The 25,727-nt window shown below is 28.9% G+C and carries 22 protein-coding genes and 2 pseudogenes; 23 read left to right on the plus strand and 1 reads right to left on the minus strand.

Annotation, left to right across the window (positions count from 1 at the left end; genetic code table 11):
• On the plus strand, nt 1-357 hold a 357-nt coding region (locus tag TCEL_RS13795), incomplete at its 5' end, for a transposase (protein ID WP_198010639.1).
• A gap of 199 nt (nt 358-556) precedes the next feature.
• Here TCEL_RS13795 and TCEL_RS03335 read toward each other — a convergent pair.
• On the minus strand, nt 557-2,020 hold the full coding sequence (locus TCEL_RS03335) for an aminotransferase class I/II-fold pyridoxal phosphate-dependent enzyme (RefSeq protein ID WP_018661112.1): 1,464 nt from the start codon (nt 2,018-2,020) through the stop codon (nt 557-559).
• Between the two features lie 186 nt (nt 2,021-2,206).
• Between TCEL_RS03335 and TCEL_RS03340 the strand changes: the two genes are divergently transcribed.
• The 22 genes and pseudogenes from TCEL_RS03340 to TCEL_RS03440 all read left to right on the plus strand — a co-directional run bounded on the left by TCEL_RS03340 (nt 2,207) and on the right by TCEL_RS03440 (nt 25,694).
• A complete protein-coding gene (locus TCEL_RS03340) occupies nt 2,207-2,788 on the plus strand; it encodes a 50S ribosomal protein L25 (RefSeq protein WP_018661114.1) in 582 nt (193 codons plus the stop codon).
• A gap of 110 nt (nt 2,789-2,898) precedes the next feature.
• Nucleotides 2,899-3,684, plus strand: a complete 786-nt coding sequence (locus tag TCEL_RS03345; RefSeq protein WP_018661116.1) for an RICIN domain-containing protein — start codon at nt 2,899-2,901, stop codon at nt 3,682-3,684.
• A gap of 155 nt (nt 3,685-3,839) precedes the next feature.
• Entirely contained in the window at nt 3,840-4,907 is a 1,068-nt protein-coding gene (locus TCEL_RS03350; protein WP_018661118.1) for a tetratricopeptide repeat protein, read from the plus strand.
• Between the two features lie 3 nt (nt 4,908-4,910).
• Nucleotides 4,911-5,594 (plus strand): YveK family protein, encoded by a 684-nt coding sequence (locus tag TCEL_RS03355; RefSeq protein ID WP_018661120.1) that lies wholly within the window; start codon nt 4,911-4,913, stop codon nt 5,592-5,594.
• A gap of 217 nt (nt 5,595-5,811) precedes the next feature.
• On the plus strand, nt 5,812-6,588 hold the full coding sequence (locus TCEL_RS03360) for a tyrosine-protein phosphatase (RefSeq protein WP_018661122.1): 777 nt from the start codon (nt 5,812-5,814) through the stop codon (nt 6,586-6,588).
• 186 nt (nt 6,589-6,774) lie between these two features.
• The gene (locus tag TCEL_RS03365) at nt 6,775-7,437 is read left to right on the plus strand and encodes a YveK family protein (RefSeq protein ID WP_018661124.1); all 663 of its coding nucleotides are present in this window, start codon (nt 6,775-6,777) and stop codon (nt 7,435-7,437) included.
• A 1-nt stretch (nt 7,438) separates the two neighbouring features.
• A complete protein-coding gene (locus TCEL_RS03370) occupies nt 7,439-8,167 on the plus strand; it encodes a CpsD/CapB family tyrosine-protein kinase (RefSeq protein ID WP_018661125.1) in 729 nt (242 codons plus the stop codon).
• Nucleotides 8,168-8,244: 77 nt separating this feature from the next.
• Nucleotides 8,245-8,901, plus strand: a complete 657-nt coding sequence (locus tag TCEL_RS03375) for a sugar transferase (RefSeq protein WP_018661126.1) — start codon at nt 8,245-8,247, stop codon at nt 8,899-8,901.
• A gap of 13 nt (nt 8,902-8,914) precedes the next feature.
• Entirely contained in the window at nt 8,915-9,958 is a 1,044-nt protein-coding gene (locus TCEL_RS03380; protein WP_018661127.1) for a mannose-1-phosphate guanylyltransferase, read from the plus strand.
• A gap of 9 nt (nt 9,959-9,967) precedes the next feature.
• A complete protein-coding gene (locus tag TCEL_RS03385) occupies nt 9,968-11,089 on the plus strand; it encodes a glycosyltransferase family 4 protein (RefSeq protein ID WP_018661128.1) in 1,122 nt (373 codons plus the stop codon).
• Between the two features lie 23 nt (nt 11,090-11,112).
• A complete protein-coding gene (locus tag TCEL_RS03390) occupies nt 11,113-12,213 on the plus strand; it encodes a glycosyltransferase family 4 protein (RefSeq protein WP_018661129.1) in 1,101 nt (366 codons plus the stop codon).
• 452 nt (nt 12,214-12,665) lie between these two features.
• Nucleotides 12,666-13,979, plus strand: a complete 1,314-nt coding sequence (locus tag TCEL_RS03395; RefSeq protein WP_018661130.1) for an O-antigen polymerase — start codon at nt 12,666-12,668, stop codon at nt 13,977-13,979.
• A gap of 1,159 nt (nt 13,980-15,138) precedes the next feature.
• Nucleotides 15,139-16,323, plus strand: a complete 1,185-nt coding sequence (locus TCEL_RS03400; protein ID WP_018661132.1) for a glycosyltransferase family 4 protein — start codon at nt 15,139-15,141, stop codon at nt 16,321-16,323.
• 30 nt (nt 16,324-16,353) lie between these two features.
• A pseudogene (locus tag TCEL_RS03405) lies at nt 16,354-17,515 on the plus strand (nucleotide sugar dehydrogenase).
• A 10-nt stretch (nt 17,516-17,525) separates the two neighbouring features.
• A complete protein-coding gene (gene murJ / locus TCEL_RS03410) occupies nt 17,526-19,055 on the plus strand; it encodes a murein biosynthesis integral membrane protein MurJ (protein ID WP_018661136.1) in 1,530 nt (509 codons plus the stop codon).
• 94 nt (nt 19,056-19,149) lie between these two features.
• A complete protein-coding gene (gene manA / locus TCEL_RS03415) occupies nt 19,150-20,109 on the plus strand; it encodes a mannose-6-phosphate isomerase, class I (protein WP_018661138.1) in 960 nt (319 codons plus the stop codon).
• 115 nt (nt 20,110-20,224) lie between these two features.
• Nucleotides 20,225-21,928 (plus strand): phospho-sugar mutase, encoded by a 1,704-nt coding sequence (locus tag TCEL_RS03420; RefSeq protein ID WP_018661140.1) that lies wholly within the window; start codon nt 20,225-20,227, stop codon nt 21,926-21,928.
• A 223-nt stretch (nt 21,929-22,151) separates the two neighbouring features.
• Nucleotides 22,152-22,283, plus strand: a pseudogene (locus TCEL_RS14050) (Na+/H+ antiporter NhaC family protein); the annotation flags it as partial.
• Between the two features lie 224 nt (nt 22,284-22,507).
• Nucleotides 22,508-23,416, plus strand: a complete 909-nt coding sequence (gene galU / locus TCEL_RS03425; protein ID WP_018661144.1) for a UTP--glucose-1-phosphate uridylyltransferase GalU — start codon at nt 22,508-22,510, stop codon at nt 23,414-23,416.
• Nucleotides 23,417-23,698: 282 nt separating this feature from the next.
• Nucleotides 23,699-24,211, plus strand: a complete 513-nt coding sequence (locus tag TCEL_RS03430) for a hypothetical protein (RefSeq protein ID WP_018661146.1) — start codon at nt 23,699-23,701, stop codon at nt 24,209-24,211.
• A 10-nt stretch (nt 24,212-24,221) separates the two neighbouring features.
• Complete coding sequence (locus TCEL_RS03435) at nt 24,222-24,833, plus strand: class D sortase (protein WP_198010640.1); 612 nt, start codon at nt 24,222-24,224, stop codon at nt 24,831-24,833.
• Nucleotides 24,834-24,842: 9 nt separating this feature from the next.
• Nucleotides 24,843-25,694: a hypothetical protein gene (locus TCEL_RS03440; RefSeq protein WP_018661150.1), complete on the plus strand. Its 852-nt coding sequence runs from the start codon at nt 24,843-24,845 to the stop codon at nt 25,692-25,694.
• The last annotated feature ends 33 nt before the right edge of the window (nt 25,695-25,727 follow it).

A 25,727-nucleotide genomic window follows, 5' to 3' on the forward strand; every position in this document is an offset into this window, starting at 1 on the left:
AATGAATCAAAAGCTGCTTTACATGTTATGCTTTCTTATAATAGCGATTTAGCTATTGCTCATGCATTAAAAGAAAAGTTATTAAAAATTACTGAAACTGCATCTTCTTCTAAGGAAGCTCGTACTTTATTAAAGGAATGGATAAAACTTGCTCAAAATAGTGGTCTTAAAGAATTCAAAAAATGTGCTGATACTTATATTAGATATTTCGATGGAATAGTTAATTCTTTTGATATTCCTTACACAAATGCTTGTATAGAAGGATTTAATAACAAGATTAAAGTTATTAAAAGAAATGCCTTCGGCTTTAAAAATTTTGATAGGTTTAGAAATAGAATACTTCATTGTTGTAACTAAATTTTATAAAATATTATATTTAAAAGAACCCAACTACCGTTGGTCTTTTTGTCATGCAAACTTTTAGGCAAACTCCCTCAAAACCAATTTATCTTTCTAAAATTCCTCTCAAATAAGAAAGGACAGGCATTCTAAATGAATACCCGCCCCAACTATTGACAAAGAGCCAAAATAAAAAGGCAGAGACTATCTCTGCCTTCTACATTTCTAGCACCTTTATATATTCTACATTTGGATCCTCTGTTCCTTGAACGTATAGGTTTGCATCCTTTAGAGCCTGAACATAATCCAATACTTCTTCGTTTATTATTTCACCAGGGCAGATTATTGGAATTCCTGGAGGATAAGCAAGTAAGAACTCTGCAGAAATCAATCCTGTACTTTCTTTTAATGGAACAACTCTCTTCTTGCCATTAAATGCCTGTCTTGGAGTTACAGCTCTTTGAGGTATTCCAGGTAAATCAATCACTGTTCCAATAGTAGGCCTTGTTCCATAATATTTATCTGAAATTTCCTTGAGTGCAGAAATAAACTTATCGATCTTTTCCTTAGTATCTCCAAAGGAACCAACAGCAAGTATGTTGTATAAATCTGATAGCTCCATTTGTATATGATATTCATCAGCAAGTATCTGATCAAGCTCATATCCTGTAAGTCCAAGTCCCTTACAATTTACTGTAATCTTAGTTGGATCAAGGGCAAATACTCCAGGTTGACCAAGTATTTCCTCACCAAAACAGTATAGCCCTGGTATTTTATTTATCTCACGTCTTGCATAATTTGCAAGCTCAATAGCCTTATCTAATAGTTCCTTTCCTTTTGTTGCAATTTGCATTCTAGCCACATCTAATGACGCCATAAGAGGGTAGGATGGGCTGGTAGTTTGAAGCAGGTTCATAATCTGCTGAACTCTATTTATATCAACCCTTCCAGACTTAACTTGTAAAAATGATGCCTGTGTCATTGCACCTATAATCTTATGGGTGCTTTGGGCACAAATATCTGCACCTGCCTGCATAGCAGACATAGGAAGCTTATCGTTAAAACCACAGTGTGGTCCATGGGCTTCATCTACTATAAGTGGAATGTTGTAGCTGTGAACAATATTTGCTATTTTCTTAATATCAGTTGCAACTCCATAGTATGTTGGATTAATAATTAAAACAGCCTTTGCATCTGGGTTTTCCTTTAGAGCCTTTTCAACAGTCTCTGGAGTTACATTATGTGCAATTCCTAAATTCTTATCAACCTCAGGCTGCATATAAACAGGTACAGCACCTGATAAAATTATACCTGCTGTAACAGACTTATGTACATTTCTTGGGATTATTATCTTATCTCCTTCTCCTACAACAGACATAATCATTGCTTGAATTGCACCACTTGTTCCATGTATTGAAATAAAGGCCATATCAGATCCATAGGCATCAGCTGCAAGAAGCATTGCCTCCTTTATAGGCCCCTTTGGATGGTGCAAGCTGTCAACTAACTTAAACACAGTAACATCAATTGAAAGGATGTTTGTACCAACAAACTCCTTAAATTTGTTGTCCATTCCATCGCCCTTTTTGTGCCCAGGTACATGGAAGGGAATTGTTTCACGGTTATAATATTCCATTAGAGCATCAAAAATTGGTGTTCTAGTTTGATCCATCTTATACAATGTGATATCCACCCTCTTTCTATAAAATTAAAACCTTAATTATTATAGTCCTCTTAAATTAAAAATTCAATTACTTATTATAAATTTTTTCCTTAAATTTTAATAATATTCTATGTATAAAAAAAGTTAAATAGGGAAAACTCCTCTAATGTAGTAGATTGTTGTAAATAAAAAGGAGGAGTAGATATGCAAATAGAAGCAAGACTTAGAGAAAAGATATCCAAAACAGAAAATCACAGATTAAGAAAACAAGGAAGGCTTCCTGCAGTTATATATGGGCTTAACAAACAGAACTTCAACATCGAAGTTGCAATGGCAGATGTATTTGAAGTATTAAAACATGATGGTCCCCATGCAGTAGTTGATTTAAATGTTAACGGAGCACATGAAAATGCAATAATAAAGGATATACAGAGGGACCCAATAGATGGAAAAGTACTCCACATTGATTTTGAAAGAATAGAAGGTAACAAAAAAGTACATACAAAGGTTCCAATTAACTTCACAGGTGAAGAATACCTTAAATCTAGAGGCCTTCTTATCCAAAAGGAAATATCCTATGTAGAGGTAGATGCTCCAGCAGATAGAATACCAAAGAACATAACAATAGACGTATCAAGCATAACTGGAAGCTATAAAGTAACTTTAAAGGACGTTGAAATTGCAGAAGAGATTGCAATAGATCTTCCAGAGAATGCAACAATAGCTCAAATTTACTATTATAAAGAACAAGTTGAACAGGATACAAAAGAAGTGCAGAGCGAATAGGCTCTGCTTTTCCTATGTTAGATTTATTAAAGTAAATTAGGATTATTTAAAAATAATTACATATATTGCAAAATATAGTTATTAAATTGTGTTAAATAGGAGGTATTCGAATGAAAAGAATTAAAAAAATTGTTTTACTAATTTTAGTGATAACATTCTTAGTTCTTCCGTTAATTCAAATTGGTGCACAAGCAAAAGAAGTTCTTCCAAAAGTAAAAATAGTATCAGTAGTTAAATCTTCATATCTTGTTTATGAACCAATTTCAGTAACAGTAAATTCAAATTATTTAGGTAAAGTTCAGTACAGAGCCTATATTAAGAATGTAAAAACAGGAAAGGTATATGATGTATTTACAATAAGTAAGGATAAATACTCAACTGTTGTTAATGGAGGAGAAAACTTCAAATTTACAATAAGAGCAACTACAGCTGGTACATATCAAGTAGTTGTTATGGTAAAAAGAGAAGGTGTAAAGAAGAACTATGAATCAATTGTTTACTCAAGAAAAATAACTATAAAGGATACAAAGGCAGCAATAACAAATGTTAGCCTAAAGATAAATGGGAACAAAGTAATAACAGGCGTAACTGCAGGGCATACATTTTACTTTAACTTATCAAGCCTAAAGGATTCAGACAGAGTGACAAGACTTATAATTACTTCAAACAAGGATGCGAAGGTTAGATTAGCTGGAAAAGATATACCTCTTACTGCATATCAACCAAAGGAAATTTCACTTTCAATGCTTGGAATAAAGGATAATCCTCCAGAAGGTGCAACTCTTAAATCAATAAGAAATTTTAAGGATTCAAATGGATACTTAACAGGCAAGATTGAATTGTATATAAACGGTAAAATATACAAAACGTATGATGTAAAGGCCAAGGTAAATTAAGCTGCTGAGAATTTCTGCAGCTTTTTTTACAAAAATACCTTTAATATCTCTAAAAAAGTCAAATTCACTTTCAATAAATCCCATTTCATATTATTGTAAAATAAAAAAAAATATATTAAAATAAGTTTGATAAAATAAAAAAATGGGGTGATTTGTTGAAATATATAGACTACATAAAAAAAGAAGTAGAAAGGCTTTTATTTATAGAAACAAATAAGGATTTAACATTTAAAATAAAAAATTCTTTTGTATTAAAAAAGGGAGAATATCCAATTAATGTTGATAACTTAAAAGATATGGCTTTAAATGGTACATTTAACATAAACTTAAGCTATATATTAGATGGAATTATAACAATTCTCGGAGTGGATGAGAATTTTAAATATAAAGATGACTACTTTTCTATATTAAAAAGCATCCAAGGAATTGAAAGTTACATAATTTCACAGATTGAAGCGAATAGAGAGAAAAACATAAAAAAATCACTCATTTATGCAAATACATTAATTAAGCTTTCACCAAAGGAATCAAACCTTATAAATAGAATATATCTTTTATTTGACATTCAGCAAAAAACAGGACTGGACTTTAAAGATGAAATTGAAAAATCCCTAAAAGAGGTTTTAGATATAAATCCAGACAATCCAACAGCAAACTACAATTTAGCACTTTTATACCTAAATAATGACAACGATTTAGCAAAATACCACTTAAGAAAATGCCTACAAAGTCCGACGACAAAAAATGAGGCACAAGAGCTTCTTGAAAAAATAGAAATTGTCGAAAGCTTCGACAAGGCTGTTGATCTAATAAAATCACAACAATACAGACAAGCTCTTGCAATTTTAATTCCACTAATTGAACAACAGCCAGAAAATCTTAATGCAATATACTATACAGCTTTGTGCTATAGAAATCTAAACGCAAACCAAAAAGCTCTATACTACCTAAACATGTTAAAAGGATGTCCAGAAAGACCAGAGGTTTTTGTTGAAATTGGTTTAAACTTAGCCTCTCTTGGGTACTTTGAAGAGGCTCTTAAAAACTTTAAAGATGCTCTAAAACTTAAGCCAAACGACAGTACAATAATATGCAACATTGGTGTCTGCTATTACTATTTAGGACAAAATGATAAAGCTAAGGAGGCCTTTGAACTTTCATTAAGGCTTAACAAAGATGATGAAGTAACAAAAAAATGGCTGGAGCTCTTAAAGGAGGACTAAAAAATGGAACAAGAAATGACGATTGATTTAACAGAACTTTTTGCAATCATAAAAAAGAGAATTTGGCTTATAATCGCTATAACACTTGCTACAACATTAATTTCTGCTGTTTTAAGCTTTTTTGTCTTAAAGCCAGTGTACGAAGCGAAAATAAGCATAATTATAGGAAGAGCAGAAATAGGTGAAAAGGTTAAAACTGACTACAACGAAGTATTGATGTATCAAAAACTTGTAAAAACATACGCAGAAATTGCAAAGTCAAAGACAGTTGTAGAAAAAACAATAAACGAATTAGGAAAAAGTGTACAAGCAGATGATTACCTAAAAAACATAACAGCAATACCACAACCAGATACACAAATACTTGTTTTAAAATATCAATCAAAGGACCCTGTTGATGCAGCAACAACAATAAACACACATGCTAAAAACTTTATAGAGGAATCAAAAAGATTTTATCCAGATGGTAATATACAAATAATAGACGCAGCACAAGTTCCAGAAAATCCAGTAAAACCAAAGAAAATGCTAAATATAGCAATAGCCTTTGTGCTTGGAGTTATGCTATCACTTGGACTTGTATTTATACTTGAATACATGGATACAACAGTCAAAACAGAAGATGATGTAGAAAAACTACTAGATCTTCCTGTTGTAGGTATAATACCAAATAATAAAGATGAGTAGTTTTAGAAATTTTATTTTGTAATCATCTTGAATAGTATTTTAAATATGTTCAAATATTATCAAACATTACAGATGGAGTAATAATTGTTTTATTAAGAGATGGTAAAAGAAATTTGTAAGGAGTATAAAGGATCTACTAAATAAAGTTATTGTAAATATAAGTCTAGAAAAGATATGCTTACTATTATTACTATGGTGAAGAAGGAAGTGCTAAAGGATGATAGATATACACAGCCACATACTTCCAGGAATTGATGATGGTTCTAAGGACTTAGAAACTACTTTAAAAATGATAGAAATATATAAATCTCAAGGGGTTGACACTGTAATATCAACCCCGCATTTTTATCCATCCTATTTTGAAAACACAAAGGAAGTTGTTAATAAAACACTATATGAGATAAATGAAAAGCTAAAGGCGATGAATATTGACTTTACTATTTACCCAGGAAGCGAAGTCTTTGCAACACAAGATACCTTAAAATACGTAAAGGAAGGATATATACAGACTTTAAACAATTCAAGATATATATTAATGGAGTTTGATTACAAACATTTTCCAGAATATGGACTTGACTTAATATATGAACTGCACCTTTTAGGATATAGAGTAGTGGTTGCACACCCCGAGAGGTATTATTATGTAATAAAAGATATAACCTTTTTAAACGAATTAATTGAAGAGGGTTGCCTCATCCAAATAAACACATCCAGCATCACAGGATTATTTGGAAGAGAGGTTAAAAAGACAGCACTTAAGATAATTGAAAACGGCTCCTTTAACTTCATAGCAACAGATGCCCATACAACCAATGGAAGAGGCCCATATTTTGAAGAGGCTTTTAAGTTGATTAATAAATTTAAAAAAGATTATCGACAAACATTAGCGAATAATATAGAATTACTAATAAAAAATGTAAATATATGTAACAAACTTAACAAAATGGAAAAAAACAAAAGCTTTATTGATATATTAAAAGGAATTAGGAGGTAATTTCTACTAATTCCTTATTTTTTTTGTAAAGAAGCTGTATAGTTGTTTTAACAAAATATGTATTTCATGTTATTATTAAGGAGCTGGTGATCGATGAAGCTTACTCTGTATCTGGGCCCTTGGAGTAAGTCGAGATAGTAGGGCACCCACCGCCAAGCAGAGGGTTTATGTGTTGGGGGTGGTCTATTGGAAATTCAAGATATACTGCACATCATAAAAAAGCGTATTGTACTTATATCATCTATCACAGTTATGTCAGTTATAATATCAGCACTTATATCCTTTTATCTAATAACACCAGAGTACAAATCAACCTGCAGTATAGTAGTAACAAAACATATGGAAAAGGATGGAGAAAAGCTGCAGTATAACGACATAATGATGTATCAAAAACTTGTTAAAACATATGCAGAGATAGCAAAATCAAGAAAGGTTGCAGAAAATACAATAATCAGCATGGGGCTTAATATAAAGCCTGAGGAGCTTCAAAGAATGCTTACAACCAATATTGCACCAGATACAGAAGTTATGTATATATCAATTCAGCATAAGGATAAGAAGTTTGCAACAAATGTTGTAAATAAACTCTCAGAGGAGTTTATAAAAAGGGCAAATGAACTTTTGCCGGGGGGGAATATTCAAATAATAGACTATGCTAAGGTGCCAAAGTCACCAGTTAAACCTAAAAAGGTTCTTAATATGGCAATTGCATTTGTTCTTGGACTTATGACATCTCTAGGATTGACATTCCTTTTAGAATATCTTGATACAACTATTAAGACAGCAGATGAAATAGATTCATATCTTGATATACCAGTTATTGGATTAATTGCAAAGGTGGGTGAATAATGTGGTTGGGGTTGATTTAGTTACAATTGAAAAGCCAAAGAGCCCTATAGCAGAGGCCTATAGGACATTAAGAACAAATATACAGTTTTCATCCCTTGACAAAAAGGTTAAAAAGATTGTTATAACAAGCTCTGGTCCAGGAGAAGGTAAAACAACAACAGCTCTTAACCTTGCCGTAACACTTGCACAAAATGGACATAAAACACTACTGCTGGATTGTGATATGAGAAAACCAAGTATACATAAGAGACTTAGGATATCAAACTTAAATGGACTATCTAATATATTGGTTGGAGAAGTTTCTTTTGAAGATGCTTTAAATAAAGGACCTGTTGATAATTTAGATGTAGTAACATCAGGAACAAGGCCTCCAAACCCAGCAGAGCTTTTATCTTCCCAAAGGATGATAAACTTTATACAAGGTCTTGATGAAAAGTATGATTACATAGTTATAGATACGCCTCCTGTTCTAATGGTAACAGATGCACAGGTTCTTTCAAAATATGCAGATGGAACTCTTCTTGTTGTAGCATCTGGTGAGGCAGAAAAGGATGCAGTAAAAAGAGCTAAGGAACTATTAGATAAAGTTGATGCAAATATACTTGGGGTTGTTTTAAATAAACTTGATACATCAAGAAAGGGCTATTATGGATACTACTATCAATACTACTACGGACACGATCAAGATAAGAAGGAAAAGAAGAGAAAAGGGCTATTCTTCGGTAGGTAGGAATAAACTTAAAAGATTAATCAAGATTAGAAATTAAACAAGTATAAATCAATATTTTAAAAAAGAGAGGTGTTATTATGCAACCTCAGGTAAGTCATGAATATTATATTGATGAATACACACGTGGACAATTGTATGAAATTACAAAGCGATTAATAGATATTATAGGTTCTTTATTTGGAATTATATTATTATCGCCAATATTTATTATTACTGCAATAGCAATAAAGTTAGATTCAAAGGGACCAATATTTTTTATACAGGAGCGTTGCGGTAAAGATGGTAAAATATTTAAAATGTTTAAATTCCGTTCAATGTGTGTAGATGCAGAAGAAAAATTAAAGGAGCTTATAAAGAAAAATGAAATGTCTGGACCAGCTTTTAAGATGAAGGATGATCCAAGGATTACAAAGGTAGGAAAATTTATAAGGAAAACAAGCATAGACGAACTCCCGCAATTATTCAATGTATTAAAAGGTGATATGAGTCTTGTTGGTCCAAGGCCACCAATAGTAAGAGAAGTTAAACAATACACACCTTATCAAATGCAAAGGCTTCTTGTTAAACCAGGACTTACTTGTTATTGGCAAGTTATGGGTAGAAATAAAATAAATGATTTTGATGAATGGGTAGAACTTGATATAAAGTACATAAAAGAAAGAAGTTTTTGGCTCGATATGAAGCTTATATTTAAAACATTCTTTGTATTATTTGGAGATGAGAATGCTTGCTAAGGGAGTGAAGTAAATGCTTTGTGGACTTATAATGGCTGGGGGAAAGGGTGAAAGATTTTGGCCTCTATCAACAGATGATAGACCAAAACAATTCCTAAACCTTTTAGGCAAAGATACAATGATTCAAATGACAGTAAAAAGACTAGAAGGTCTTATACCAATAGATAGAATATTTGTAGTAACAGCAGAAAGGTATGTTGGACTTGTAAAGGAGCAGCTTCCTAATTTGCCAGAAGGAAATATAATTGTTGAACCAGTTGGAAGAAACACTGCACCTTGTATTGCGCTTTCTGCATTTTATATAAACAAAAAAATTGAAAATGCAACAATTGCAGTCTTACCATCAGACCATTTAATAAGGGATGAAGGAAAGTTTAGAGAGGTTTTAAAATCAGCCTATGAATATGTAAACAAAAACAAAGATGCAATTGTGACACTTGGAATGAAACCAGATAGACCAGAGACAGGTTATGGTTACATCAAAAGGCTTCATGAAGTAGAAAAAATAAATGAAAATTCAATACATAAGGTAGAATGTTTTGTTGAAAAACCAAATAAAGAAACAGCAGAAAAATACATACAAGAGGGTACATATCTTTGGAATGGTGGAATGTTTATATGGAAGGCATCAACTATATTAAAATGTACAAATCAATATCTTCCAGAGACATTTGAAGTTCTTGCAGAAATTGCAGCGGCAGATGAAGATTTCGAAGAAGTTTTAAAACAAAAATATGAAGAAGTTGAAGATATTTCAGTAGATTATGCCATAATGGAAAAGTCAAATGATATATACGTCATCCCTTGTGATTTTGGATGGGATGATGTTGGTAGTTGGACAAGTCTTGAAAGATATAGAGAAAAGGACGAAAAGGGCAATGTAGCAAATCAGAATTGTATTGCAAGGGATTCAAGAGGAAATATTATAATGGCAAACAAGAAGGTAATCTTAAATGGTATAGAAGACATTATAGTAGTTGAAACAGAGGATTGCATAATGATTAGCTCTAAAGATAGAGCACATGAGATAAAGGAAATAAAGAAAATGGTAGTGTGAGGTGTTGTTGTGAAGATAGCATTAGTACATGATTGGTTAACAAACATAGGTGGTGCAGAGAGAGTTGTTATAAATTTTAAACAACTCTTTCCTGAAGCACCTATTTATACTACAATATATAATCCTGATAATTTAGATGATGAATTAAAAAATATCGATGTTAGAACATCTTTTTTGCAAAATAAGAGAAAGGCAAAAACTAATCATCAAAGATATTTTCCATTTATGCCAATGGCATTTGAAAGTTTTGATTTAAATGAATATGATGTTGTTTTAAGTAGTAGTTCCTCATGTGCAAAAGGTGTAATAACAAATCCTAATACAGTTCATATTTGTTATTGCCACACACCTATGAGGTATGGATGGGAATTTTACTATGAATATTTAAACAAAGAAAGGTTAAGTGCTCTTAAAAAAGTAATTATGAAATATTTTATGAACTATATGCGTATGTGGGATAGAATTTCTGCAGATAGAGTAGATTATTTTATAGCAAATTCGCAAAATGTTGCAAAAAGGATATGGAAACATTATAGAAGAGAAAGTGTTGTTATACATCCTCCTGTTAGAACAAAGCTTTTTAATATTAGTAATGTTGATGAAGAATATTTTTTAATTGTATCTAGGCTAGTTCCATATAAAAGAATTGACCTTGCTGTTGAAACCTTTAATGAACTTGGATTGCCTTTAGTAATAATAGGCGATGGTTCAGAAAGGCAGAGACTTCAATCAATGGCAAAATCAAATATTAAATTTTTAGGTCGACAACCAGATGAAGTAATAAAAGAATATTATTCAAAATGTAGAGCATTTATTTTCCCTGGTGAAGAAGACTTTGGAATTACCCCACTTGAAGCACAAGCTAGTGGAAGACCTGTAATTGCTTATGGTAAAGGTGGGGCGCTTGAAACAGTAGTTGAAGGTAAAACAGGTATATTTTTTAAAGAACAAAGTGTTAATTCATTAAAAGAAGCAATAAATAGGTTTAAAAATTATGATTTTGATAAAATAGAAATAAGAAAACATGCAGAACAGTTTGATGAGGAGATATTTAAAAAGAAGATTGAAGAATATGTTAAATATTGTTATGAAGAACATAATTTAAAGATAAATAGTTTTAAGGTTTTATAATATTGTTTTAGATAGGTGATGATATGATAATATTTAATGCATTACAGACTTCTTTAAGTGGAGGCATAGGTCGCTATTCCTATGAAGTTGCTAAAGGAGTTTATAATTTAAAAGAAATTGATTTTAAGATAGTTATTAGAGAGCAAGATATAGATAAATTTAATTTTGCTAAAAAAGAAGATTTAATAATAATGAAAAACATAAATAATAGTAAGCAAAGAAATTATGTTGAACAATTTGTATTACCTAAAATGATTTATGAGAAATATCCCGATGCTATTATACATTATCCTGATACAATGGCACCAATATTAGCTAAAAACAAAGTGATAATTACAATTCATGATCTAGCATTTAAAGCATTAAAAAATGAATTTACATTAAAGACAAGGTTATGGAAAAATTTTATAACAGATTTTTCTGTTAAGAAGGCAGATAAAATTATAGCGATTACAAATTTTACAAAAAGTGAAATAGAAAAATATTATCCTTTTGCTAAAGAAAAAATAAATGTTATTTATAATGGATTTAATGACTTTTCAAAGGATCCAATTAATGAAGAAAATTTAAGGAAGGATTTTGAAAATATTATTTCGAAGAAATACATTTTAACGGTTTCTACTATTTCACCTAGAAAAAATATAGATGGCTTAATCAAGGCATTTAATTTAATAAAAGCACAAATACCTCATAATTTAATAATTGCAGGCAAAAATGGTTGGAATTATGAGCATGTTTTCAAATTAGTAGATGAATTAAATTTAAAAGAAAGGGTTATTTTTACAGGAGCAGTTACAGATGATGAACTAAAATTATTATATAAAAATGCAGATTTATTTGTTTATCCTTCTTATTATGAAGGTTTTGGTTTACCACCTCTTGAAGCAATGGCATGTGGTTGTCCAACATTAGTATCAAATCTAACCTCATTACCAGAGGTTGTTGGAAATGAGGAGATGACATTTGATCCTTATGATGAAAAAGAAATAGCAATGAAAATTATGTATATAGTAAATAATAATTTAATACTAAAGACTTTTATTGAAAATAGTTTAAGAATTGTAAAAAGATTTAATTGGGATAAATGTAGTTATGAAATGTTAAATATTTATTTAACTATTTAATGATGAAGAATAATAAGTTGATAATTGATATATATAACGTTAATAAAATTAACTAAATAATATTAATTTATAATTTAAAGTATTTATAGTATATTAGAAGTAATTAAAATTATTATACTTACTTAGTAATTTTGTTAGTTCTAAATATTTAATTTTAAGTAATTATATATAGTATGTTATTTAAAAAATTTTAAAATAAAAATTATGTAAAATAAATAATAAAAACAAGTGTTTAAAATATATTTCAAATACAATATTTTTATGTAGTAGTTTTTATATCGTAAAAAATTATTTGTTATGATCAATATATTTATTAATTTGATTAATACGTGTTAAAAAGCTAATTGTTTATTTAATAATATATAAAGAAATTACAATTAAAGTTATATTAGAATTATTATTTTAAAAATTTATGTTCTATTTAAATAAATTAATTTATAGGAGGATTTCTTGTGATCTATAGATTTCAATTGCTTAGTTTAGAAAATAAAATATTATATATTTCCAATTTAATAGTTTTTATTGTATATGCAATAAATAAAATATTAAAGAAGAAATATATAATTTCTCCTTTTAACGTAAATTTTTTTATATTTATTTTTATTTATTTATTTATTGGATTATTTCAATTTGATAATAAGGCTTGGTATGCATTAGGTTATGAAAGTAGTGATAAATATTTATTATATCTAAATTATAATTATACTATTAACTTAATTGGACTTTTAACAGTTTTAATAACATTATTTTATTATGAATTTAATACAATCAAAAAAATAAATTTAAATAAATTTACTAAAAAATTTAATGATATTACATCATTAAATGAAGTTATTACTATTTTATCTATATTTTTATGGGTATTTATTGTTTTTATATATTTAAAGGTTAATCCATTGTATAATAGGACATTTATTAATGAATATCCTTCTATACGACCAATTTATAATGCATTAAATAATATATTATATATTTGTTCAATAGTTACATCAATTAAATATTTAAATTTAAACAAAAAAAAATATCTATTATTATATATTTTAGCAGTTATAGTACTTTTTTTAACTGCTAATAGAGGACCTTTAATATCAGTAATTTTTATATTTTACATTGTAAAAACTCAAAAAAAATATGGGTTTAATTTTAAGAGTATGCTTAAAGTCTCAAAATTTATGATTATATGTTTAATCTTAGGAATTTTGATTGAATTTATAAGGAGTTCATCTTATTATAGTAAATTTTATATTTATGATATTGTAGATAAAATTATTTATGGAAATACTTTTTCTGATATAAGAGATGGTGCATATGTATTATATGGATTTAAAAATCTTTATGATAATTACTTGTATGGATTGAATTATATAGCAGATTTCATTTCTTTTATACCTAGAAAATATATACAATTTAGAAATATATATTCATATGGTATTTTTTCAACAAATACATTATTTGGAATGAGTGGGCATTATGGATTACGTGGAGGTATGTTTTTAGAACCATATATAAATTTTAGTTATGTAGGAGTGGTTATAGTTGCTATTATAGTTGGTTATTATTATGGGAAAATAGAGAATACATATTTTTATTTACTCAGTCAAAACAAAATAAAATCTAGCGATATTTTAGCTTTGGTATTTTTAAATTTTTTTATAAATAGTTTATGCATAAGTTCAGCTTTTCATACATTTTATGTTTACTTATTTATAATTATGTTAGCGAAAATATTTAATATTTTATTGAAGAAAATAGTTAAATATAGTTAAGCTTTATTTTAGTAACGAAATATTTAACTAAGCAAAATGTGTGATTAAAACTTATTGAAACATAACATTAATCAACAAAAATTAAATAATAACTATATAATGAGAAATACTATTAGATTTCTTTTTTAAATAAAAATTTAAACAAAAAATTGGTTGTATTTAAGAAATGTTTTTAATTACCATTAAATACTTGTATATAATGTGTTATGTCTTTTATAGTTTTTGTGCCACTAAATTCATATAAAATGATAAAATCCATTAAATTTATAAAATTTGTATGAATGAAAATAAACATTATTCTTGATTGTATACAAATAAGATTAATTTCTTTTTCAATATTTTATTCTAACTTATCATATTGTTTATTTTAGATAAATTTATTTATAAAGGTAGAATAAATTATATTATAAAAAATTAATGTGTAAAGTGATTGCAGTAATAAAATGTAGAAATGGTTATAAAAATATAATATTAAAAAGTTTGAGTTTTTATTATTAGTAAAAATAAATATATTTTATATATTTTATTTATTTTATTTATTTTATTTAAAATTATTAATAAATAAAATATTCATAGAAATAAAATAATTATTGATATTTATGTTTATGATATTTATTATAGCTAAAAAAATTAATTTAGTTTATTTTTAATAAATTAAATAATTGCGTGATAATAATTATGATGAATAAAACTGTATACATAATTTTAATGAACTATAATAGCTATAAAGGTACTACTTATTGTATTTAAAGCTTAATAATAAGAGACAATGTGCTACAAAAAATTTTGTTTTATATTAAACAAATATTCTGAAGAAAATAACCAAATCTAAACAAAATTTTGATTTTTTAGGCAGTAATAATTTGGATATAAATATGTTTCATGGCGTAAACTATAAAGTAATGATATTTAAGTAAAACCTGAGTTTATTGAAAATACGCTTAAAAATTACTAAAAATAATAAGAATATAGGTACTATTGTTTGTAAGATAAATTATTATAGTATACTGATAGACAAGTTAATTGGTTTCATTTTATAGTGAGAAAGTTAATAATAAGGATTATATAATTATAAAAAGTTATATTTATAGAAAATTATTATGTGTTAATGTAAGAGTAAATCACAAAACAAAAATAATATTAACAAGAGGTGAAGTTAATGAGTAGAATATTGTTAATTAATACTTTTTATTATCCTAATATGATAGGAGGAACAGAACATACGATAAAATTATTAGCAGAGGGATTAGCATCCAAAGGTCATAATGTAGCAGTATTTACTTGTGATTCAAATAAAGATTTTTTAAAAGAAGAAATTAATGGAGTAACAATTTATCGTGATAAAGTTGTAATTAAAAATAAAGGTTTTTTTAAACCAATTTATAAAGCAATAGAGTTAAATAATAGAATTATATTAAGTAGGTTAGATAAAGTTATAGATGAATTTAAGCCAGATGTAATTAATACACATAATTTATTTTATATATCACCATATATTTGGAAATATATTAAATTAAAATTTAGTATACCTATAGTTCATACAATACATGATTTATGGCTATATTGCCCAAAAGCAACATATTTAAAAAGAAATGGTCAACAATGTGAAAACAAACATTTATATTGTAAATATCATGAATTTGTTAATAAAAAGCATAGTATGTATGTAGATTTTGTAACTTCTCCATCTAGATATGCTATTGATTTTTTTGGTAAAAGAGGATATTTTTTAAAATCTAAAAAGATGGTAATACCAAATAACATTGATATTGACATAGAAAAAACTATTGATTTAATTAAATATAAAAATGAAATAAAAGATAAAAAAGTTAATTTTGTTTTTTTAGGAAATTTATTGTTTTCAAAAGGATTAAATTGGTTGATAGAAACTTTTAAAGAAATAGAAAATAAAAATATTAATTTAATAATATGTGGAGATGGACCTCTAAGAGATTATGTAATTAAAGAAACACAAAATGATAACAGAATTATTTACAAAGGTCATGTTTCAGGAAAACAAAAGGAAGATATACTTGTACAAGGAGATGTTTTAATAATGCCTTCAATTTGTAATGAAACTTTTGGTAGAGTAATCGTAGAAGCTTATAAATATGGTATGCCAGTAATAGGTTCAAACTTAGGTGGTATTCCAGAAGTAATTAAAAATAATGAAACAGGGCTTATAGTTGAAGCAAGTGACAAAAAACAATTAAAAGATGCAATAGAGTATATGGTATTAAGAAAAAATCAAATTAAATTTAGAGATAATATTACAAAATATATCAATAACTACAATAATAGTGAACATATAAAAAATTTTGAAAATGTATTTAGTGAATTATGAAATTAAAACTATGATTAAAAGGTGAGAAATATGAAAATTGCAGTAGCAGTAATGGGATATGTAGTCAATGGTTGTGCTTTTATCACAATATAATGAAATTGTAGTTGTTGATGTTCTACAAGAAAAAGCTGATATGGTAAATTATAAAATTACTCTAATAGTTGATAAGGAGATACAGGAGTTTTTACAAACAAAGGAATTAAATTTAAGAGCTACAACTGATACATATAAGGCATATAAGGATGCTGAATATGTAATTATAGCAACTCCTACAGATTATGATCCAGAGAAAAATTACTTTAACACAAGAACACTAGAGAGTGTCATAGCTACAGTTCTTGCAATAAATCCAGATGCAGTTATGGTTATAAAATCAACTGTACCTGTTGGATATACAAAAAGAGTTAAAGAAATGTTCCAAACAGATAATATAATATTTTCACCAGAGTTTTTAAGAGAAGGAAAGGCACTTTACGATAACCTTTATCCTTCAAGAATAATAGTAGGAGAAAAGTCAGAGAGAGCAGAAAAGTTTGCAAATCTGCTTCTGCAAGGTGCAATAAAGAAGGATGTACCTGTGTTATTTACAGATTCAACAGAGGCAGAGGCTATAAAGCTTTTTGCAAATACATACCTTGCTATGAGGGTTGCCTTCTTTAATGAACTTGATACCTATGCAGAATTAAGAGGATTAGATACAAGACAAATAATAGAAGGTGTTTGTCTAGATCCAAGAATAGGTAATTATTACAATAACCCATCCTTCGGATATGGTGGATATTGTCTTCCAAAGGATACAAAACAACTTCTTGCAAACTATCAAGATGTACCAAATAACTTAATAGAAGCAATAGTAAAGACTAATACAACAAGAAAAGATCATATAGCAGAAATGATATTAAAGAGGAATCCAAAGGTTGTAGGTATTTATAGACTTACAATGAAAACAGATTCAGATAACTTTAGACAATCAGCAATACAAGGAGTTATGAAGAGGATAAAAGCAAAGGGAATAGAAGTTGTTTTATATGAGCCTGTATTAAAAGAGGACAAGTTCTTTAATTCGAGGGTAATAAGGGATTTAAATGAGTTTAAAGAAATATCAGATGTAATAGTAGCCAATAGAATGTGTGTAGAGTTAGAGGATGTAAGAAATAAAGTTTATACAAGAGACATATTTTCAAGGGATTAGAGGTGGCTGAATGAAAAAAACAGCAATTATAATAATGGTAATAACAGTATTGTCTAAAATATTAGGATTTATAAGAGAAGTTTCACTTTCATATTTTTTTGGGGCAAATAATATTACAGATGCATATTTAATTTCTCAAACAATACCTACAGTATTGTTTTCTTTCATAGGTGCTGCATTAGGTACTGGATTTATACCTATGTTTAGCGAAATTAAAGTTAAAGTTGATGAAAAAAAAGCTATTCAATTTACAAATAATTTAATAAATATATTTATATTTTTATGTACATTTTTAGTAAGTTTAGCTTATTTATTTACAGAACCACTAGTAAAAATGTTTGCATTTGGATTTACTGGAGATACATTAAAATTAGCAATAAATTTTACTAGAATTAGTATATTTAGTATATATTTTTCTGGTTTAGTATATATTTTTATTGCGTATTTGCAGATTAAAAATAACTTTATAATACCTGCATTAATAGCTTTTCCAATGAATATTATTATTATTTTATCAATGTATATAGCTACCAAAACAAATTTTTTATATTTAGCTGTTGGAACTGTTATATCTTTTTTGGCACAATTATTATTTATTTTACCTTTTACTTGTAGTAAGGGATATAAATATAAATTTTATTTTGATTTAAAGGATAAATATGTTCTTACTTTATTCAATATTGCAGTTCCAGCAATATTAGGTGTATCAGTTAATCAATTAAATGTATTAGTTGATAGAACCATAGCTTCAAAAATTGTAGAAGGAGGCATATCTGCACTAAATTATGCCAATAAATTAAATGGATTTGTTTTTGGTATTTTTGTTATTTCTATAAGTACAGTCTTATTTCCATCCATATCGAAAATGGCTGCTGAAAAAAATTATGATGGTTTAAAAAAATCTTTAAATGAATCTATTAATTCAATAAACTTACTTGTTATTCCTGCTACAATTGGATTAATGATGTTTTCAACACCTATTGTTGAAATGCTTTTTGCACGTGGTGCCTTTGATGAAAGGGCAGTTAAGATGACATCAAGTGCATTGTTATTTTATTCAATAGGTATGATTGGGTATGGACTTCGTGAGGTTCTATCTAAAGCTTTTTATTCTTTGAAAGATACAAAAACTCCAACTATAAATGCTGTAATATCTTTGATTATGAATATAATATTGAACATAACATTATCAAGATTTATGGGAATTGCAGGACTTGCTTTTGCTACAAGCATTTCAGCAATTGTTTGTACAGGGTTATTGTTTATATCTTTAAGAAAAAAGATAGGTGGATTTGGGTTAAAAGAAATAATTATGTCTTTTATAAAGATATTTATTTCATCTATAGTTATGGGAGTAGTAGCTAAGGCTAGTTATAGTTTGCTTCTACAAGGTTTTAATAAGAATTTATCTTTAATTATTGCAATAATATTAGGTATAACGGTGTACTTTGCAATAGTTCCTTTTATGAGAATTAGAGAAGTTGATGATATAATTTTAAAGTTAAAAATAAAGTTGAAAAATATAAATTTAAAATATTAATGATATTAAAGATTTTTAAATAATTATTAGTGCTATCCTATATGGATAGCACTAATAATTACTGCTATATATTATTTATTTAAGGAGGATTAATATGCTTTATCCTTTATTTTTTAAACCAGTCTACAAAGAAATAATATGGGGTGGGCAAGGTTTAAAGAGAATTTTTAAAAGAGATTTGCCTTTTGAAAAAACAGCTGAGAGCTGGGAAGTATGCTGCCATAAAAATGGAATGAGTATAATAGAAAATGGAAAATTGAAGGGGAAAACCATTAAAGAAGCAATAGATTTATATGAGGAAGATTTAATTGGAAAGAAAGCTGTAAAATATGATAGATTTCCATTATTAATAAAATATATAGATGCAAATGATAAACTATCGGTACAAGTTCATCCTAATGATGAATATGCTTTAAAACATGAAGGTGAATTTGGAAAAACTGAGATGTGGTATATTGTAGATGCTAAAGAGGATGCCAAATTAATCTATGGCGTTAGAAAAGGTATAACTAAGGAAGAATTTCAAAGGTCACTTGATGAGAAAAAACTAGAAGAATGTTTAAATTATGTTTCAGTTAAAAAGGGAGAAGTAATATTTATTCCATCAGGTACTGTACATGCTATATTAGAGGGAATAGTTATAGCAGAAATTCAACAAAACAGCGATACTACATATAGGGTTTATGATTGGAATAGAGTTGACAAGGAAGGCAAAACAAGAGAATTACATATAGACAAGGCTCTAGATGTAATAGATTTTGATATAAGTGGTAAAGTTGAAACTCCAAATAAGATTATTATGGACGGCTATAGTATTGCTAATTTAACAAAGTGTGAGTATTTCAATGTAGATGAGATAGATATTGGAAATGTTTATAAGGACAAAACAAATGGAGAAATATTTTTTATTTATATGTGTATTGAAGGAGAAGGAATTTTAAATTATAACGGAGGTATTTATAATATATCTGCAGGACAAACATTTATGATACCAGCAAAAGAAGGTGAGTTTAAAATAGAAGGCAAATTAAAATTGCTAAAGGTATATTTATAATTATGTTTTAAATTTATTCGTATATATTAAACAAAATTTTTTGTCATCCTTGAAAAAAATTCTAAAAAATGATAATTTATTATCAGTTAAATTTTGATAGATTGGGGGAATCAATGTGGAATACATGTCAATGTATAAAAGATGGTTAGAGTTTGATGAAGAAACAAGAAGGGAACTTGAGGGGCTTGATGAAAAGGAGATAATGGAAAGATTTTATAAAGAGCTTGAGTTTGGTACAGGAGGATTAAGAGGTATAATTGGTGCTGGAACTAACAGAATGAACGTGTACACTGTTAGAAAGGCAACACAGGGCCTTGCGAACTTTATACTAAAGCAAAACATAGAAAATCCTTCTGTTGCTATAGCATATGATTCAAGAAAATATAGTGATGTTTTTGCTAAGGAGGCTGCACTTGTTTTAAATGCAAGTGGTATAAAGACTTACATATATGATGAACTAAAACCAACTCCAATGTTATCCTATGCAGTAAGACACATGAAGGCAACAGCAGGAATAGTTATAACAGCAAGCCACAATCCAAAGGAATACAATGGATATAAGGTTTACTGGTCAGATGGCGGCCAAGTTACAGAGGAACTTGCAGAGGGAATATTAAATGAGATAAAAAATGTAGACTACAGTGACATAAAGAGAATGGATTATGATGAGGCAATAGAAAAAGGGCTATTTAATTTTATGCCAAAGGAAGTTGAGGATACATATGTAAAGCTTGTTAAGGGTCTTACCGTAAATAAAGAGCTTGTTGAAAAGATGAAGGACAAGGTAAAGGTTATATACACTCCACTTCATGGAACAGGTAATAAGCCTGTAAGAAGGGTACTTGAGGAGCTTGGATACAAGAATGTATATGTTGTAAAGGAGCAGGAAAATCCAGATCCAGCCTTTTCAACTGTTAAATATCCAAACCCAGAGGAGTCAGAAGTATTTACAAGAGCAATGGAGATGGCTCGTGAACTTGATGCAGATGTAATAATAGGAACAGACCCAGACTGCGATAGAGTTGGCGTTGTTGTTAAAAATTCCGAAGGAAACTATGTAGTTTTAACAGGAAACCAAACAGGTGCACTACTAACTCACTATATGCTTGAAAACCTAAAGGCGACAAATACAATACCAAAGAACCCTGTTGTTATAAAGACAATAGTTACAACAGAGTTTGCAAGGGCAATATGTAAGGATTATGGTGTTGAAATACTTGATGTTTTAACAGGATTTAAGTATATAGGGGAAAAAATAAAGGAATTTGAGATAAATGGGGATATGAACTTTATACTAGGATTTGAAGAAAGCTATGGATACCTTGCTGGAACATTCGTAAGGGATAAGGATGCTGTAATAGCATCAATGCTAATTGTTGAGATGGTTTGCTACTACAAGGATAGGGGTATGAGCCTATATGAGGGACTAATGGAACTATACAATAAGTATGGTTTCTATAAGGAAGATCTTGTTTCAATTACCCTAAAGGGAATTGAGGGAAGCGAGAAGATAAAGAAAATAATGGAGGATTTAAGAAGCAACCCTCCAAAGAAGGTAGCAGACCTATCTGTTAAGCTTGTGAAGGATTATAAGATGAGTGTTACAAAAAATGTTGTAAGCGGAGAAGAGGAAGTGATTGAACTTCCAAAGTCAAATGTAATTCAGCTAGTTTTAGAGGATGGAAGTGTAATTACTGCAAGACCATCTGGAACAGAGCCAAAGATAAAGTTCTATTTTATGACAAAGGGAGAAACACTAGAAAAGGCAGAGGAAAACATAAAGAGGTTTAAGGAAGAGATTTTAAAGATGGCAGAGTAATAAAAGTGCCACCCAAGTGAAATGTGAAATTATCCATTTCTTGGATTTTACATTGTCACATGGGTGGCAAAGTTTTATGAGAGTTTTTTATTGGTTAGGAACATAATTAACATATATGTAATAGTTTGTTAATTTTATATTATTAACCTTGTAGGAAGCATATATCTAGATTATAGAATTTTAAATTATGATTCAAGTAGTATTTAATTTTAAAGGGGGACAAGTAATATCATTGGTTACTGCTGTTGCAGGCTGTGGAGTATTTGGAGACCACTGTTCGCCATTATCTGATACAACCATTCTTGCTTCAACAGGATCTGCTGCAGATCATATTGACAATGTTAAGACTCAACTGCCGTAAGTAATATTAAGTAATAGTTTGTGTTTTGATTGTTTAGATAGGATTTTTAATAATGGGATTGATTAATGTAAAAGTTGTTTAAAAATCCGTCTAAAAAATTAAGATCAGATTTTTTTAAAAATTTAAACTGTTAGATTTAGAAATTTTGTGTTATAATATTATTGCTGTTTATAGTTAGTATTTATGTAAATTTATGTTGCTTTGGGGGAGGAGTTAGTGTGAAGGTTAGAAAGGCAATAATTCCAGCTGCAGGGCTTGGAACAAGATTTTTACCAGCAACAAAGGCACAACCTAAAGAGATGCTTCCAATAGTAGATAAGCCAACTATTCAGTACATAATAGAGGAAGCTGTTGAGGCAGGAATAGAGGAGATACTTATAATAACAGGTAGAAATAAAAGGGCAATAGAGGATCACTTTGATAAGTCTGTTGAACTTGAGCTTGAACTTAAGGAGAAGAAGAAGGACGATCTTTTAAAGATGGTTCAGGATATTTCAAACATGGTTCAGATACACTATGTAAGACAGAAGGAACCAAAGGGACTTGGACATGCTATTTTATGTGCAAAGACATTTGTTGGGAATGAGCCTTTTGCAGTTATGTTAGGAGATGACGTTGTTGATGCAGAGGTACCATGCTTAAAGCAGCTTATAGATGTGTATAATGAGTATAAGACAACTATATTAGGTGTTCAGCAGGTACCAATGGCGGATGTAAGTAAGTATGGAATTGTAAAGGGAATGCATATTGAAGATGGTGTATATAAGGTTAAGGACCTAGTTGAAAAGCCAAGCAAGGAACAGGCTCCAAGTAATGTTGCTATACTTGGAAGATATATTATAACTCCACAGATATTTGAGATACTAGAGCACACTCGCCCAGGAAAAGGTGGAGAGATTCAGTTAACAGATGCATTGAAGGAGCTTTTAAATAGAGAGGCTATGTATGCGTATACATTTAAGGGAAGAAGATATGATGTAGGAGATAAGCTTGGATTCCTTCAGGCGACAGTAGAGTATGCATTAAAGAGGGAAGATTTGAAGGATGAGTTTTTTAAGTATTTGAAGGATATTGTAAATAATTATGAGGCTTCCTTTGAGGCTGCAGTAGATACAGATAAGGAGTAATTAATGGGTGCCACCCAAGTGAAATGTGAAAAGTCTTGCGACTTTATCACATTGTCACCAGGGTGGCACCTAGGGTATTTGAGGGGTGTTGATTAAGGTGTGATACCTAAGTGAAATGTGAAAAGTCTTGGGACTTTGTGACATTTCACTTGGGTTTTGGATTTGTATGATTGTTTTTAGGATGTTTTTATGTTATAATCAAGTAAAATTTTACTATAGTTCTAAAGGCTACTATGGAAATAGACGATAAATGTAAAGAATACTACATAAAGGGGTGTTATTATGAAGGCAAGAAAGTTTGCTCTAAGTCTTGCATTAGCTTTAACTGTATTTTCAACTACCTTTGCAAGTGCTGCAACAAAGCAGGATGTAATTAATGCTTTAAGAAGAGTTGGTGCCAATAGTGCAATTATCACTATGGCTGAAAATTATTTAAAGACTGTAAGTATTTCAGAGGATAAGCTTGATTTAGTAGTTCAAAACATCAATGATGTAAAGGCTCTAATGGATGCAAGAGGGGTTACAGATGTAACAAAATTAAGTAGAGAAGATAAGGAAAAAGTTATAGCAGAAATTCAAGATTCAGCAAGAATAGTTGGTCTTACTGCTGAAATTGTAACAGGTAAAAATGGGGTAAGAACAGTAAAACTTGTAAATGAAAAGGGAAAGATTGTTGCTGTTGTTGCTGGAAATGGGAAAATAATGAAAAAGACAGGAACAGCAAATGCTCTAGGTATGGCTGTAGGATCACTTACTGCTGTAGCAGGACTTTTAGCATTAAGAAAGAGAAAGTAATATGAGCTTTATGAAAAGGGGAGTTCGTCACTGGACTCCTTTACTTTTATATGCATTAGGTTTAGCCATTTTGTCCTACAGCTTTATAAATATGTTTTTTGATAGAATTGTTTATTTAGATTTACTATTTAAAAAATCTAAAATTGAAAGTGGGGTAAAAAGCGAAAAGTTTAAGATAAATGGGTATTTAATTGATTATCCTCTTTGGGGAGATGTTATAGGTAAGATAGAGATTAAAAGGTTAAATATATCTTCAGTTATATATCAAGGAGATGATGACGAACAGCTTATTAAGGGTGTTGGACACTCGTTTGCAAGTTTAATCCCAGGTGAAGGTGGAAATTGTATATTAGCAGGGCATAGAGATACTGTTTTTAGAAGGCTAGAAGGAATAAGGGTTGGAGATGAAGTTGTAATTTATACAACTTATGGTACATATAAATATAGAGTGAAGAATATAAAGATAGTAGATAAAAATGATGAAACTGTTATAGTTCCATCAGATAAGGAGATGCTTACAATTTACACATGCTATCCATTTAACTATATAGGTGCTGCACCGAAGAGATTTGTAGTAACCTGTGATTTTGTTGAGTCAACAAGAGATATAAATTTAAAGTAGGGTGGTTTTATGAGGATTTTAAAAAAGTTGACGGTTATTTTAATTTCTTTAGTTATATTTTTAGATCTATTTGCGATAGGTTTTAGCGTATTTGTTAAAAGAAGAGTTTTAAATGCAGAGTATTATTTGGGGGTATTTAAAAGTAACAATTTATATATACATATAAAAGATTTAATATTAAAGGATTTAAAAGCAGTTGCACTGGAAAATAACTTAAGTAGTGATATTTTAAATGGATTAGTTGACGAAAAGATGATAGAGGATAATATTAAAAGATTGACCTATGGTACAGTAGATTATTTCCTAAAGGTTGAGGATACTTTGCCAAAGCCCAACCTAAGTTTAGCTCAAGTTGTTAAAAGGGATGTGGAGGATTATTTTGTTAAAAGAGGATTTAAGATAAACAGCCTTTTAAAGAATGAAATAGAGGGCATTGGAGATGAGATAAACACGTTAGTTGAAAATCATATTATGTTTTTAAATTTAGGTGGATTAGAGAATAATAAGTATTTAATATTTGCTAGGGATGTATTGAACAATGTTTATAGAAATATAAATATATATATAATGGTAATGCTTATATCATTATCAGTTTTATTTTTAACATCAAAGCAGGATGCATTAAATGTTTTATCAGCAGTTTTTGAGGTGGCAGGGATAACTTTATCTGTACCATTATATACCCTCTATTTTATGAAGTATATACAAAATATTTCAATAGGGGATGAGATATATAAAAAGGTTGTTGTGGATTTGTTAAATGGTTCTATATTATATTTAGCCAATTTAGGAGTTTTTTTAATAGTATTAGGTTTTCTTTTTTATTTATTTAGTGAATTTCTTAATAAAAAGGGAGCGTAATAATTGTAAAATTAAGCGTAATAACTTTAAAAT

This window comes from Thermobrachium celere DSM 8682 (assembly GCF_000430995.1).
GTDB classification, from domain to species: Bacteria; Bacillota; Clostridia; order Clostridiales; family Caloramatoraceae; genus Thermobrachium; species Thermobrachium celere.